Origin of the sequence: Paenibacillus baekrokdamisoli (genome assembly GCF_003945345.1) — a bacterium.
Lineage (GTDB): Bacteria > Bacillota > Bacilli > Paenibacillales > Paenibacillaceae > Paenibacillus_Z > Paenibacillus_Z baekrokdamisoli.
Map to the genome: position 1 here is coordinate 326512 of NZ_AP019308.1, position 14353 is coordinate 340864.

Genomic DNA, 14353 nt, shown 5'->3' on the forward strand with positions numbered 1-14353 from the left:
TCCATGATGAAGGTCTCTTTATTCATTACCTGTTTAAGCGATGCGCTCTACCCGCGGGTAGGAGAAGCAATGGTTCGTTTACTGGCTAAATACGGGATTACGCTTGAATTCCCAACGGTTCAGACCTGCTGCGGACAGCCAGCTTTCAATAGTGGTTACTGGAAGGAAGCAAGGGAAACAGCGACGACGATTCTAGAAGCGTTCGAGGATTGCGATTTCGTCATTTCCCCCTCTGGTTCCTGTACAGGAATGATCCATCATTATCCGAAGCTGTTCGAGAATGATCCGGTTATGCTGGATAAAGCGATTCAGCTGCAAAGCAAGTCGTATGAGTTTAGCCAATTTCTCGTTCAGGTATTAGGCGTTACGGATGTTGGAGCAACTTTTCCACATAAGGTCACCTATCACCCATCCTGTCACGGAAGCCGTCTATTAGGTGTGAAGGATGAACCTATTGCGCTGATGAACAGTGTGAGGGGGATGGAGCTGGTGCCGCTTCCTTTTGCTAATGATTGCTGTGGCTTCGGCGGAACGTTCGCGGTGAAGATGGCTGATATCTCCGGCGCTATGGTTACAGAGAAGACTGATCATGTGCTGGAGACCGAGGCCGAGGTACTAGTTGGTCTTGATATGGCTTGTCTTATGAATATTGCGGGTAATCTGCGTTACCGGGATCAACCGGTCCGAGTTATGCATCTAGCAGAACTCTTATATGAAGGAGTGAAGGGAGCATGAGTACAGCGGCAAAAGGCAAATCTACCGTAAAAGAACGCGCGGATCTCGCGCTTAATAATGATTTTCTGCGCAAAGCGGTTCGGTTCACAACAGAGCGGCTTCGGGGAGGTAAAGAGAAAGCGGCAGCAGATCATGGCAACTGGGATGATTGGCGGGAGAGAGGCAGACAAATTCGCCTGCATACGATCGCACACCTGGATTATTATTTGAACCTATTTGCAGATAATGCCCGTGCCAATGGCGTTCATGTTCATTTTGCCGAGAACGATGTGGATGCTGTGAAGATTTCTCTCGCCATTGCGGAGCGTAATCAAGCCAAATCGGTCGTGAAATCCAAATCGATGGTCACGGAAGAACTTCATCTCAATCATGCACTGGAATCGATCGGCATTGAAGCAATTGAAACCGACTTGGGTGAATATATTATCCAGCTTGCTGGTGAAACGCCGTCCCATATTATTATTCCAGCCATACACAAGAATCGCTATCAAATCGCCGAGCTGCTATCCGCTGATGCTGGAGAAACGTTAGCTCCCGATACAACGATTCTTGCTGGATTCGTTCGTCGTAAGCTCAGACAAAAGTTTCTTGAAGCCGATATTGGCATGACTGGATGCAACTTTGCAATTGCGGAGACGGGCTCCATGGTGCTCTTCGAGAATGAAGGCAATGCACGTATGGTCACTACTGTTCCTAAGACACAGATTACACTAATGGGAATGGAGCGTATTATTCCATCATGGGCGGATCTCGAGGTTATGGCCACGCTGCTGCCCCGTTCCGCTACGGGACAGAAATTGACTGTCTACATGTCCGGTATTACTGGACCTCGTAGAGATGTTGATGCAGACGGACCGGACGAAATGCATATCATTATTGTTGATAATGGCCGTTCTTTACAATTAGGTGATCCTGAATTCCAAGAATTACTCAACTGTATCCGCTGCGGCGCGTGCTTGAATGCTTGCCCAGTGTATCGCCATATTGGCGGCCATGCTTATGGCGGCACGTACAGCGGTCCGATTGGTGCCGTTCTTACACCAGCACTCAACAAGAATACCGAGCAGTGGGATGATATCGCGAATGCTTCGAGTCTTTGCGGTGCTTGTTACGAAGCCTGTCCGGTGAAGATTCCTCTTCATGAAATGCTTATCTACTTGCGCAGACGCAAGCTGGAGAGCGGTCGAGGAGATAAGCTAGAAGCGCTGGGTATGAAGGGCTTCGCGGCAGTGATGTCAAATTCGAAACGCTTCAAAGCTGTATTGAAAATCGGTAAGCTCGGGCAAAAGCTCGTCGTTCGCGATGGCGGCATCCGGCTGAAGGTTGGACCGCTTAAGGGCTGGAATAGCTACCGAGTGGCACCAAGCTTACCGAAGGAATCTTTCCGTGACATCTGGGGAACGATGGAAGCAGAGATACGCCATGGCTTGCAGGAAATGGACCCTGCAATGAAGAGCCGAATGGAAGCAATCGTTAAGGATCGTACAGAAGGAGGGGGTCATGGTCATGGCTGAGTCACATCAACAATGGCTGGATGAGCTTACTGCGCAGTCCAAAGCGAAGCAAGCGACGTTCATGAACGATATCGCACGAAAGCTGAAGCGCCCGAGAGTTTTGGAGAAACCGGCGCATCCTTTCCGCGGCGCACCTGACTTCTGGCAGGAATTCGAATGGCCACTTGAGGATCGAATTGAGCGTTTCACGGAGAACTTCAAGAGCGCAGGGGGGCATGTCGCTCGGCTTGCCTCGATGGATGACGTTAGGCAGTTCATTCAAGAGAAGGCAGTGGAGATGAGCGCGAAGTACGTTATCCGCCAGAATCAACTGGAGCTGGATGAGCTGAATTTGGAAGCTGCCCTTCCAGATGCCAAGGTATCCGTATGGAACAAAGGCTCCGAGGAGCATTGGAGAGCGCGGGCAGCAGAGGCGGACTTTGGCGTCGTTATCGCCGACTATGCCGCTGCCTATACAGGATCGATAACCGTTCTATCCTCCAAGGATAAGGGCAGATCTGTCAGTCTACTTCCTACTGTCCTTATGGCGATCATACCCGTCGATCGATTAAAGACAAGACTGGGCGAAATTATGGTGAACTTCGATCAAGCGGGTCAAGGTAACCTGCCAGCGGGTATTCACTTCATCTCTGGACCGAGCCGTTCGGCTGATATTGAGAATGATCTCACCATAGGTGTTCATGGACCGGGCGTTGTCTATGCGCTCTTCGTAGGCTGATGGGGATGGAAGTTACTCGATTAACGAAGCGAAATCACTATGAAGAAATTGCTGAGCAGATCAAGCTGCTTATTACAGATGGTAAGCTCAAGGTTGGAGATAAGCTGCCATCCACTAAGGAAATGTCCGAGCAATTCGGCGTTGGACGATCCACAACCCGTGAGGCGCTTAGTGCGCTCAAGGCGATGGGCTGGATTGAAATTCGCCAAGGCGGAGGGTGCCGTGTGATTAGCAGTGCTCCTGTTGATATTGCTCTTCCAGAGCTTCAAGCGCTCCGCTCTAATCGCGAAACGCTGCTGGAGCTGCTAGAGGTTAGGCAATCACTTGAGGTGTCCAATGTAGCGATAGCGGCTGAGAAACGGACGGAAGCAGATGTTGCTGCCTTGAATGCTCTCATTCTTGAGATGGAACGATCGATCGGCGATGATCTGGAGGGGGAGCGGACAGATTTGCTTTTTCATCTGACGCTCGCCAAAGCTACCCATAACAGTATTATGGTGCGATTGTTTGAGTCTATAACGAGTCAGATGGAAATGGCCATTAGAGAAATCCGCCGCGCGGAGCTCTATGCGAATCGATCAGTTTCGGAGCAGCTGTATGAGGAACATTCAGCTATTTTTCAAGCGATTGTGAACCAAGATGCAAGCCTTGCTTCAGACAAAATGAAGCAGCATTTGCAGCATGTGGAGAGCATTCTGATGAAATATGTATAGCGGATTAGACTGAAACAAGGTAGTCTGAGTATCGTAAATAGAGGATAGTTCGTTCATTAGATGAGCGAGCTATCCTCTATTTTTGTTGAAGTTATCATTAAAAACTGGGAGGAGCGCTGCTCAATAATCTCGCACATGAAATTTTCCATCCATTAATTCCACACCATACAGTTCATCAAATCCTTCTTCGATTAATGGTCTTTGAAGTCTGCTGATTGTACTCTTTATCGCAACATCAGGTACTTTTTCTTTCCCTTGTCGCATTTCGTTTCTTATAACCGCTTCGTCAAAATTAGGTTCAAAATAGTAACCAATAACTTTAAATCTCCACTGCTTCACTGCTTCAATATATTTAGCTCGTTCTTCTCTTGTTGGATTTGTATTGTCGACTACAAACGATTGCTTACTTTGAATACAAGCCATCACTAAAGATTTTTCCCTATGCCTAGTTTTCAACATATCCATATTAATCCTTATATGAGTATTGAAGAACTTTTCTTTATAAAAGGTTGATTTACCTGAAGCCTGAATGCCAACAAAAATTACACACTCCACATTTACTCATCCTTATCGAGATACACATACTGATTAATGTAATCTCTATTTTGTGAAAAAATTGGTGTTTCATGATCGACATCCCACTTACTTCTTTGTGTTTCGCCTTTTAAATAATTTTGCTTAGTGATACATACGCCGCGTCTTTGCCAAACAGGAAGGTCGTTCCAGTTGATTCCTTTTTCTAACAATAACTTATCTTGAAGTTGTTTTCCATCGAGCCCTTGCAATTGTTGATGAGGAAAATTTGCCTGTGATACCATCGAGATACTGTTCTTTGTGGCATCTTGTTGTCTCCAAAGGAAATAGTTTGTCACTTCATCATATGGAAGTACCCATGCTCTACTATCAAAAGTCGCTAGTGGTTTATCAGGGTAGTCCGATTTAATGACCTCATTAAATTTAGCTGTTGCCATTGAAGCAGAAACTGAAACCATCTTTTGGATATTATTTTCAAACCACGATTGTGTAGTCAGCTTATCATAATTCGTAATCAAAATTGATATTTCATCACTTTGATGGTATACGATTTTACAACCCATTATATTCTGAGCAAGGTATTTGCAGGTTTCCCATAGTGCATTAGTTAGAGTCTCATCAAATGGTTTTTTCATTCCTCGTGTAAATGTATGAAAATGACAACCATCTATTCTTAAAATCACTGGGAGTCTTCGCGGTAAACGATGTCTAAAAGCATTTTCATATTCCTTCATTCTATTACCAAAATCATCTTTTTTCATTTTTTTATGTACCTTCCTTTCTGAATAAAATGCTAGTCGGGATACTCAGCAAAAATAATGGAACCTTTGGGGGAAAGGAGGAGTATTACTTACAATAGTATTACTTAAACTAACCATAATAAATGTACTTATTTTATTCAGAAGGATACTCAGGCAGGAGTGATTCAAATTTTGGACAAGCAGATGGTTTTCGAATGGGCAGCAATGTTGATGAGTTATAAATTTGCATTAGATGAAATGAGCACGAAACTAACTATTTTGAATGAGGAGCTTCAATTCGTTCAAGATTACAATCCTATAGAGCATGTTAAGACAAGAATTAAGTCGCCAGAAAGTATTGTAGAGAAGCTGAAGCGCAAAGGTCTTGAAGTGTCGAAGGAGAATGCGGCGGCTCATATTCGTGACATTGCCGGTGTTCGGGTGATCTGTTCCTTCTCTACTGATGTGTATAGTGTCTATGAGATGATTCGCAGACAAGGCGATGTCAAGGTGCTGGAAATGAAGGATTATATTAAGAATCCGAAGCCAAATGGTTATCAAAGTCTACATTTAATTATCGAGATTCCTATCTTCTTATCGGAACGGATCGAGCATGTGAATGTAGAAATTCAGATCCGAACGATTGCTATGGATTTCTGGGCCAGTCTGGAGCATAAAATTTATTATCAATTCCATGAGGATATGCCGGAATCGATCCGCGATGAGCTGAAGGAAACAGCAGATATGATTGCTATGCTCGATAAACGGATGCTGGGCCTCAAGGATGAGGTTCAACGATTCGGCACCCCACAACCAACTTTAATGTAAGCCGAGCAAAAGCTTTATCAGCGAGTGGAAATTAGTAAACTCCACTTTCGTTGATAAAGCTTTTTTATCCTACATCCATAGCTATAGTCGAGATTTTGCGGCTTGATCCTCAGCGCAATGCTGGATAGATTCGAAGTATGGTGCATACAAACCCGCTGCGCGGACGGATCATTCTTACGATCGCTGATGTCTCCCTATTTCTTGATTCTATCCCTTAGGGGGTAGAAATAGGAGACAAAGGCGAACGCTATCGCTTCTTCAGAACGATTCCGTCCGCTTCGCTATGTTAGTCGTGATGGCAAGCACTGATTATAGCCTCTTTAAATAAGTAAAACCATAAACGAACGAATAGCCCAGCAGGGAAACGGCAAAGATCAGCGCTGTGAAAGGCAGCAAAAGATGTAATTGAGCCGTATCGGTTAAAATAGAATGAAGATCCCTCACTATAGCTTTTGGCTTCATGATTACATCCCAGCTGTTCCAGCGGATAAACCTTCCAATATAGATACCAAAGCTGCTAAGCGCAAGCACGCACACCGCGAATAGCCAGCTCATTAATCGGCCAAAGGATTGTCTGACCAGCTCCTGTACGGAATATAACGAATAGATGCTAAGGAATAAGCCAATTAATGCAGCAGTGAAGAATAGGATCAGATGATACCAGAATTCGAGATCAAGTATAAATGAGCCATTCGCATTGGACCGATAATGGATGAAAGGATGCAGCATATCTGTAATCAAATACGCAGCATTTGGATAGAAAAATAACCACATCAGTCCTAAAGGTAGGAGTAAGAGGGTTCTCACTAAGCGGTACTTCTTTATGTAAACAAACACGAAGTCAATAAGTAAAGAGAAGAATGCGGGCACCCATGCCAGGAAGACATCCCAATTCAGAAACAGATAGATAGGTCGACTCGTATAATGCCTCACGTACACGCCCAATGACAAGCAGCCCAGCGTTGCGGCTAGAAGAATAACTAAGAGAATACTTTTACTCTGCAGGTTTATTTCTTGTAACCCTTTCACCGGCTCTCCTCCATAATCATGATAACCTATAGACGTTTGAGTGAGAAAAAGGTTTCCTGTAAAGAAAATTAGACGTAGGCTTTCGAGCTATCGACAACTTAATCAGAAGAATTGTACAACCGATATTCACGTGGCGTAACGCCTGTATGCTTACGGAACATTTTATTGAAGAAACTGAGATCATTGAAGCCAGTTTCTAGGGCGATCTGAAGTATTTTTTTATTGGCATCGGTTCTTAGCATCTCAGACGCATGGCGGATTTGGATGGCATGCTTGAAATCGAGCAGACTCATCCCTGTCGCTCCTTTGAACTTTGCAGTGAACGAAGACACGCTCATTCCACAAAGGCGGCTAAGCTGCTTCAATGTAAGAGGCTGTTGATAGTGCTGTTCAACGAAATGACGGATCGATTCCATCCACGCCTGATCACTTACCTCTTCCTGCTTGCCATTGCGATTCTCCTGCTGATAACGGCTTAACCAGACCAAGCATTCGATGAAGCGAGTCTTAATGAGCAGCTGATAACCCTCACGTTTAGTCTGAAACTCCTCGTTGATGATTTGTAAATGATGCTGGATGTGCAGCTTTTGTCCGGCTTGCAGAGGGTGATAAGGAACGAAGGATTGGGCTTTCCTCAGGAAGGGCGAGAGATAAAAGAAGTGAATAAATGATGGCAGCTGCTGTAGCACCTCGAGCTCTTTCTGTAGGAAAGCCGCATCAAAGAGCACATTGAAGACGACCGTATCCTCATCCGAAGAAGCGGTATAGCTATGATAAACGTTAGGCTCCAATACAAAAACATCCCCCGCGGTGAGTTTGTAGTGATGACCGGACATCTCGTGGTCTGCGCTCCCCTCCACCACAAATACGAGCTCCACGAAATCATGCGTATGTGATGGAACATGCTCCTGTTTCCGTATCGTGCACAGATCGATAAAGAAGGGGAATCGCTCATCTTGAAAATAAGAATCGCTCGTATAGGTCGTCATCTCGAAATCTCCTCATTTGGCAGATCAACTTAGTATTTTCGCTAATCGTCCGAGAACACATTTTCATTTTAAACTATTTTAGAGAGGAGGGAAATCATAGTGAAGTGAAGGGAGAGACTGACCTATGCTGAGAGGTATGAAGGAAATATCGGAAGAACAGATACACTATTATCGGGAGAATGGATTTGTGCAAATTGATCAGATGTTGAATACAGAGGAAGTGGAGGAGCTTCGCGAGTATTTGAATGAAGTGATGAGGAGTACCACGGGCCATTCGACTCAAACAGCGGAGCAAGGTAACGCCTATTATAAGGTCCTGAATCAAAGAGTGAATACGTGGAGAGACCATGGCGGGATGGCAAGATTCGTTTTGTCGGAGCGATTGGCTGATGCAGCGAAGCAGCTTACGGGGTTTGAAGGCATACGTTTATTTCATGATCATGCTTTATATAAAATGCCTCAGGATTCCAAGCCTACACCCTGGCATCAGGATTGGCCCTATTGGCCGATGAAGGAACAGAACGCGCTCTCCATCTGGATCGCTCTTGATGATGTAGATGAACACAATGGGTGTATGATGTTCGTACCCAAATCACAAAAGATCAAAAATTTGAAGTCGATTGATCTAGTAGAGCCACAAGATATTTTTGAGGAAGTAGGCGCATCTGATATTGATCGCAACAAGGCGGCTATCGTCCGGATGAAAGAGGGAAGCTGCACGTTTCACCATGGCTTAACCTTTCATTATGCACATGCGAACCTCACGGATCAGCCTCGTCGGGCTTTAGCTATCATCTATATGGAAGATGGAACGACCTTCAGCGGTGCTGGCCATCTCTGTACAGATGCTCAGAACTTTCAAGTAGGCGATCTGATCCGCGGTGGATTATTTCCTAGGCTGGCGTAGAGATTTGGATTCGTGATGGGGAATGAAGACAGGTCTTTAAAGAGATCTGTCTCTTTTTATATATAAATGTTGTTATATGTTGAAAGGATTAAATAGTGTAACTCTAAGTGGTCTATTGGTATACTTCTTATAAGAAAGTTGCTCAAGATCAGGAAGGAACCCATCAGCAGCTGCTTGAGCTGCATGGCTATTATGAACAGCTTTACCTTCATTCGCAGGGTAACGTAAGAATTGAAGCGGGATAAATAGTGAGGAGCTGAACCTTTTTATGACGAATAACCTTAAGGATGTATCACCGGAAATCGAAGCTTACTTAAAGCGTATTGGATTTGAAGGGAAGCTGGATGGCAGCGCGGCTGCATTAGCAGCATTACAGGAGCGTCATCTCCATGCGATACCTTATGAAAATTTAGATATTTACCATGGCATTCCACTTTCCCTTGAAATCGAAGCTCTTTATGAGAAAATCGTACTTCGCCGCCGCGGTGGTTATTGCTTTGAGCTCAATGCCTTATTCGGCTGGCTGCTGCGTGAGCTCGGATATGAAGTGACCGACTATGTAGCCCGTTTCTGGAGAGATGAGACGAATACGCCACCCAAACGGCGGCATCATGTCCTTAAGGTACAAGCAGGAGAGAAGGTTTTCTTATGCGATGTAGGCGTGGGAGGCATTGTGCCTCGCAGACCCATTGAAATGGCGGCACTGCTGGAGCAGCCCCAAGGGGATGAGTGCTACCGTTTGGAGAGGGATGCTTCCTTTGGCTGGTTCTTGTGCGAGCGGAAGAAAGGCCAGTGGACTCGAATCTATTCCTTCACAGAGGAGCCTCAATTAGCGAAGGATTATACGATGGCCTCATTCTGGTGCGAGCATGCGCCTGACTCCATATTCAAGCAAGACATCATGCTTGCGATACGCACGCAAGAAGGCCGCAATACGGCTGCGGGCAGGGAATTTCGGATATTCACTTCTGAGGGTGTGCGCTCCTTCGTTCCAGAGACGACAGAGGCGTACAACGAAGCATTATATACTTACTTTGGTATCCAGATGGATCTTACTTAAGCCTTGACCTTCTTCATAAAGAGCTGACGATACACGACGATAATCAGTGCAGCGAGGGCTGCATAAAACAGCAGAGTAAATCCGTAATGATGGACATAATACTTCACCATTACCCATTGATTGCCCAGCATGTAGCCGACATAAATGAACAAGCAGCTCCAGACAAGAGCGCCTGAATAGGCGTAGATCATGAAGGTGCGAAGCTGAAGACGAGACATACCAGCCAAATAAGCGGTCAAATGGCGAAGTCCCGGTACAAAAAAACCAATAAACAAAAGGATATTGCCATATTTATTCATCCACCTTTGGGCGGATTCAATTTTACGATGTGAAATGTGAATCTTGGGACCGTATTTGAGTAGAAAAGGAAGTCCCCATCTTGCCCCAATACCGTAGCTGGCCGTAATTCCAATAGTAGCACCGATAAAGGCGCTAAGGATGACGAGCGGGAGGATAAGATTACCTTTGGATGTGAGATAACCTGCGTAAGTTAGCAGGGTTTCATCCGGAACAGGGATACCGACGATCCCAAGCGCAAGTGAGAGCGATAAACCGATATAACCGTAGCGAGAAATTAGGAGATGTAGTACATGTTCCAAGAGAGTTAGCCCCGTTTCTGGATCTTTTGAGATGATTTGAATATATACCAATGATAGCCTGAAAACAAGGAAGCGCCATGCAGGATTGTTATATCTCTTGTATATGTTTTATATTTCATATGAATTGAATATGGACTATACTAGGGGCAAATCCAATTCAAAGGTGGTTTATGCATGACACGCAAATTACGTTGGGGTGTAATTGGTTGTGCTGGAATAGCAGTAGGCGCGGTTATTCCTGGCATTCAACAATCCGAGACAGGTGAAGTTGTTGCGATCGCGAGCCGTGAAATTAGCAAAGCAGAAGAAACAGCAGCGAAGCTTAATATTCCCAAAGCCTATGGCAGCTATGAAGAAATATTATTGGACAAAGATATTGATGCGATCTATATTCCATTGCCAAACCATTTGCATATGGAATGGTCGATACGAGCGATAGAAGCAGGCAAGCATGTATTATGCGAGAAGCCCATTGCGCTTAATGCTGAACAGGCACAGCGTATGGTTGATGCAAGCCGCGCAGCCGGCGTTCATTTGGCAGAAGCATTCATGTATCGCAATCATCCCCGCTATGAACGGGTTAAAGAGATCATTGCTTCTGGTGAAATTGGTGAAGTTCGCGGTATGCATAGTGTATTTACATTTAACAATGCAGGAGATTCATCCAACGTGCGTTATCGCAAAGAGTGGGGCGGAGGTTCCATTTATGATGTCGGCGTTTATCCAATCAGTGCAGCACGCATGATCCTCGGCTCTGAACCGGAAGCGGTTACCGTTCATGCGCTTATCTCTCCGGAGCATGATAACGTGGACATGATGGCTTCAGGGATCTTAGAATTCCCCGGAAATATAGCGCTTACTTTTGACTGCGGCATGTGGGCAGCTTTCCGCAACACGATTGAAGTGCTAGGTACGGAAGGTCGCATTGAGATACCGGAAGCTTTCGTGGGCAATCCTGATTTCTTGGTTTATACAAACGATGGCAAACGAGAAGAGAAGCAGCCTACTCTAAATCAATATTCCCTGCAAGCGGACGAGTTTGCCCTTACAGTATGGGGAGAGACTTCAGGGAAATTTGCTCCTGAGGATGCAATTGCAAACATGAAGGTTGTCGATGCATGCCTGACATCAGCCTACTCACGTACTCGTGTACTTTTATAATAGAAGGGAGCCGTTCTAAATAATGAAAAAGATAGACCTACCTGGATTAAAGCAAGGCGTTTCTCAGCTCATTATGGGCTCGGATTATTTTGCACCTGAAGTCTTCGAGCTCGTAGCTACGAATCTCGATGCGTATACCGCAATCGGGGGGAATACGATCGATTCTGCTTATATCTATTACGGCGGCAAAAGCGAGCAAGCAATTGGGATGTGGCTTGAGGAGCGCAAGAACCGAGATTCCATCAACGTATGGACAAAAGGCGGACACCCGGATGAACAGGGTCCGCGAGTAAATAAATCGGCTATCTATAACGAACTGATGACCAGCCTAGAAAGATTGCGTACCGATTACATTGATTTGTACGCGCTTCATCGCGATGATATTAATGTACCTGTAGGCGAAATTTTGGAGATTCTTAACGAGCATGTAGAAGAAGGACGCATCCTTGCTTTTGGAGGCTCGAACTGGACAGCTGCAAGGCTGGAAGAGGCGAATCATTATGCCGCAACGCATGGTTTGCGAGGCTTTGATTTCAGCAGTCCTAACCTCAGCTTGGGTAAGGCCAAAGAGCCTTACTGGACGGATTGCATTAGCGTGGATGATGAAACTCTAGCTTGGCATGAACGGGCGGAGCTTCCATTATTCTCTTGGTCGGCGCAAGCACGCGGCTTCTTCACCGGTCGCTTTACGCCTGAGGATCGCTCCGATGAGGATTTGGTTCGTGTATTCTATAATGATGCGAACTGGGAACGGTACTACCGTGCAGAGAAGCTTGGTAAGGAGAAAGGCGTTTCTACGATTCAGATCGCGCTAGCTTACGTTCTGAACCAATCGTTCCCGACTGCTGCTATTATCGGACCGCGTAACGAAGCGGAAATGAAATCCTGTTTAGAAGCAACGAATATTGAATTAACACAGGAGGAGATCAAATGGCTGGATTTGCGGATCAAATAATTGAGCTGTGGCCGGAAGGCGCACCTCTTGCAGCTGGGAATTCGGATGAAGACCGTCCAGCTATTACTCCTTATTTGATTGAAGGCAGTAATGGCGCGGTCATCGTCTGTCCGGGCGGCGGATATGGCATGCGTGCGGATCATGAAGGAGAGCCGATTGCGCTATGGCTCAACTCGATTGGTATTTCTGCATTTGTCCTGCGGTATCGGGTAGCTCCTTATCAATATCCATGTGCATTAAACGACGTGCAGCGGGCAATCCGCCATGTGCGATTACATGCGGAGGAATGGGGACTTGATAGCGGGAAAATCGGCGTCCTCGGCTTCTCGGCAGGCGGCCATTTGGTCGCCTCCGCCGGTACGCTGTATGATTCCGGACATCCAAATGCTGCTGATCCTGTAGATCGTCAGTCAAGCAGACCGGATTTTATCATCCTATGCTATCCTGTGATTACGATGGAGAAGCCTTATACGCATGAAGGTTCACTGCACAATCTACTTGGGACGGAGCCTGATGAATTACTAGTGAGCCGTCTAAGTGGCGAGCGCCAAGTAACATCCGATACACCGCCAACATTCTTATGGCATACTTCAGATGATGGCGCGGTGCCCATTGAGAACAGCTTAGCCTTTGCGGCTGCATTAAGTCACGCGGGTGTTCCCTTCGACCTGCATGTCTATGAGAAGGGTCCACATGGGCTTGGACTAGCCAAGGAAGACGAGCATGTTGCCACATGGACAACGGTATGTGCGCTATGGCTGAAGCGATATGGATTGTAATAAGGAGCGAAATAATCAATGACGATTCGTAAAGCATATGAAGGTACCTATCAAGGCGAGAAAGCCGTTTGGATTCAATTCGGTCGTTATGAAGCAGCTATTCTTCCGGAAGTTGGCGGTAACCTCATTGCCTTTCGCGATAATGAGAATAAGTTTCATTTTCTTCATGAACCTACGTTGGACGAGATGGAATCGTTCAAAGCGAGACCGTTCATTCACGGTATCCCGGTGCTGTTCCCGCCGAATCGTTTCGAGGATGGCAAATTTCTGTGGAATGGTCGTACCTATCAATTCCCTGTGAATGAGCCGGCGAATGGGAACCATCTGCATGGCTTTGTGCACAGTGAGACATGGGAATTAGTAGACTTCGGGCAATCTGCTGCAGAGAGCTTCGTTATCGTTTCATTAACAGTGGACGAGCAGCATGCTGTATATGAGTTTTTGCCTCATAAATTCACGATAAAATTGCGTTACTCTCTTAGTGAGGATGGTTTATCCCAACAAATCCTCGTTCGCAACGAAGGAGAGGATGTTATGCCATGCTTGTTTGCATTCCATACCTCAGTGAATACGCCCTTCGCTCCGGGAAGCACAGCGAAAGATTACCTTGTGAAGCTGACGATTGGCGAGCGCTGGAAGATGAGCGACCGCATGCTTCCTACAGGTGGCTATCAAGCGCTAACTGCTGACGAGGAGCTTCTGAAGGGAGATGGTGTCTATCCATTCTTTGACGCGATGGATAACCATTATACCGTATTGGCTCAGAACGGTCGCAATCGGATGGAGCTGACGGATACACGGATTGGAGCTACTCTTGTTTATGATGTAGGCACCTCATACAAGCAGTGGATGATCTGGAACAATAACGCAACAGAAGGCTTCTTTTGTCCAGAGCCGCAGGTCAGCCTAGTGAATGCACCGCATGTTGACAAACCTGCAGATGAAATCGGCTTATTCAGCCTGGCACCAGGTGAAATCTGGGAAGAAACAGCCCGTCTTTATGTGAAATAGCAGTCGACTACTAGGGTGATAATAAAGGGAAGTCCGCAAGCAGAAGGTTGAGAGCTAGCACAATTCGTGTCGGCTCCCTTT

General features: G+C 45.9%; 17 protein-coding genes. 12 read left to right on the forward strand and 5 right to left on the reverse strand.

The window, feature by feature from the left end; translation table 11 throughout:
• The first annotated feature begins 6 nt into the window (after positions 1 to 6).
• The 4 genes from EKN16_RS01305 to EKN16_RS01320 are packed head-to-tail and all read left to right on the forward strand — an operon-like array spanning position 7 to position 3680.
• Positions 7 to 735: a (Fe-S)-binding protein gene (locus EKN16_RS01305; RefSeq protein WP_125665724.1), complete on the forward strand. Its 729-nt coding sequence runs from the start codon at positions 7 to 9 to the stop codon at positions 733 to 735.
• Positions 732 to 2249 carry a LutB/LldF family L-lactate oxidation iron-sulfur protein gene (locus tag EKN16_RS01310; RefSeq protein ID WP_125653352.1) on the forward strand — a complete coding sequence of 506 codons (1518 nt, stop codon included), beginning with the start codon at positions 732 to 734 and terminating at the stop codon, positions 2247 to 2249. The genes EKN16_RS01305 and EKN16_RS01310 overlap by 4 nt, the downstream gene beginning before the upstream one ends.
• The gene (locus EKN16_RS01315) at positions 2242 to 2967 is read left to right on the forward strand and encodes a LutC/YkgG family protein (RefSeq protein WP_125653353.1); all 726 of its coding nucleotides are present in this window, start codon (positions 2242 to 2244) and stop codon (positions 2965 to 2967) included. Before EKN16_RS01310 ends, EKN16_RS01315 begins: the two co-directional genes overlap by 8 nt.
• Before the next feature lie 5 nt (positions 2968 to 2972).
• Positions 2973 to 3680, forward strand: a complete 708-nt coding sequence (locus tag EKN16_RS01320; protein WP_125653354.1) for a FadR/GntR family transcriptional regulator — start codon at positions 2973 to 2975, stop codon at positions 3678 to 3680.
• A gap of 120 nt (positions 3681 to 3800) precedes the next feature.
• On the opposite strand, the gene EKN16_RS01325 is transcribed toward EKN16_RS01320, so the two are convergent.
• Together EKN16_RS01325 and EKN16_RS01330 are read right to left on the reverse strand one after the other, a co-directional pair.
• The gene (locus EKN16_RS01325; protein WP_125653355.1) at positions 3801 to 4235 is read right to left on the reverse strand and encodes an AAA family ATPase; all 435 of its coding nucleotides are present in this window, start codon (positions 4233 to 4235) and stop codon (positions 3801 to 3803) included.
• A gap of 2 nt (positions 4236 to 4237) precedes the next feature.
• Entirely contained in the window at positions 4238 to 4975 is a 738-nt protein-coding gene (locus EKN16_RS01330) for a tRNA(His) guanylyltransferase Thg1 family protein (protein ID WP_125653356.1), read from the reverse strand.
• A 171-nt stretch (positions 4976 to 5146) separates the two neighbouring features.
• On the opposite strand from EKN16_RS01330, the gene EKN16_RS01335 reads away from it, so the two are divergent.
• The gene (locus EKN16_RS01335) at positions 5147 to 5782 is read left to right on the forward strand and encodes a GTP pyrophosphokinase (protein ID WP_375782097.1); all 636 of its coding nucleotides are present in this window, start codon (positions 5147 to 5149) and stop codon (positions 5780 to 5782) included.
• 309 nt (positions 5783 to 6091) lie between these two features.
• Here the strand turns inward: EKN16_RS01335 and EKN16_RS01340 are convergent, their stop codons facing one another.
• Entirely contained in the window at positions 6092 to 6811 is a 720-nt protein-coding gene (locus EKN16_RS01340; RefSeq protein ID WP_164522629.1) for a DUF1361 domain-containing protein, read from the reverse strand.
• Between the two features lie 98 nt (positions 6812 to 6909).
• Entirely contained in the window at positions 6910 to 7800 is an 891-nt protein-coding gene (locus EKN16_RS01345) for an AraC family transcriptional regulator (protein ID WP_125653358.1), read from the reverse strand.
• Positions 7801 to 7924: 124 nt separating this feature from the next.
• Here EKN16_RS01345 and EKN16_RS01350 point away from each other — a divergent pair, with 124 nt between their 5' ends.
• The 3 genes from EKN16_RS01350 to EKN16_RS01355 all read left to right on the forward strand — a co-directional run bounded on the left by EKN16_RS01350 (position 7925) and on the right by EKN16_RS01355 (position 9767).
• Positions 7925 to 8707: a phytanoyl-CoA dioxygenase family protein gene (locus tag EKN16_RS01350; protein ID WP_125653359.1), complete on the forward strand. Its 783-nt coding sequence runs from the start codon at positions 7925 to 7927 to the stop codon at positions 8705 to 8707.
• A gap of 107 nt (positions 8708 to 8814) precedes the next feature.
• On the forward strand, positions 8815 to 8952 hold the full coding sequence (locus tag EKN16_RS31990) for a hypothetical protein (RefSeq protein WP_164522630.1): 138 nt from the start codon (positions 8815 to 8817) through the stop codon (positions 8950 to 8952).
• Between the two features lie 23 nt (positions 8953 to 8975).
• Positions 8976 to 9767 (forward strand): arylamine N-acetyltransferase family protein, encoded by a 792-nt coding sequence (locus EKN16_RS01355; RefSeq protein WP_125653360.1) that lies wholly within the window; start codon positions 8976 to 8978, stop codon positions 9765 to 9767.
• On the opposite strand, the gene EKN16_RS01360 is transcribed toward EKN16_RS01355, so the two are convergent.
• Entirely contained in the window at positions 9764 to 10366 is a 603-nt protein-coding gene (locus EKN16_RS01360) for a DedA family protein (protein WP_125653361.1), read from the reverse strand. The two genes, EKN16_RS01355 and EKN16_RS01360, sit on opposite strands and share 4 nt — an antisense overlap.
• Before the next feature lie 174 nt (positions 10367 to 10540).
• Between EKN16_RS01360 and EKN16_RS01365 the strand changes: the two genes are divergently transcribed.
• From EKN16_RS01365 to EKN16_RS01380, 4 genes are read left to right on the forward strand one after another with little or no spacing between them, the layout of a single operon-like run.
• Positions 10541 to 11527 (forward strand): Gfo/Idh/MocA family protein, encoded by a 987-nt coding sequence (locus EKN16_RS01365; RefSeq protein ID WP_125653362.1) that lies wholly within the window; start codon positions 10541 to 10543, stop codon positions 11525 to 11527.
• 22 nt (positions 11528 to 11549) lie between these two features.
• The gene (locus EKN16_RS01370; RefSeq protein ID WP_125653363.1) at positions 11550 to 12482 is read left to right on the forward strand and encodes an aldo/keto reductase; all 933 of its coding nucleotides are present in this window, start codon (positions 11550 to 11552) and stop codon (positions 12480 to 12482) included.
• Positions 12458 to 13261: an alpha/beta hydrolase gene (locus EKN16_RS01375; protein WP_125653364.1), complete on the forward strand. Its 804-nt coding sequence runs from the start codon at positions 12458 to 12460 to the stop codon at positions 13259 to 13261. Before EKN16_RS01370 ends, EKN16_RS01375 begins: the two co-directional genes overlap by 25 nt.
• An 18-nt stretch (positions 13262 to 13279) precedes the next feature.
• Positions 13280 to 14272, forward strand: coding sequence for an aldose 1-epimerase (locus EKN16_RS01380; RefSeq protein ID WP_125653365.1), 993 nt, complete (start codon positions 13280 to 13282; stop codon positions 14270 to 14272).
• The last annotated feature ends 81 nt before the right edge of the window (positions 14273 to 14353 follow it).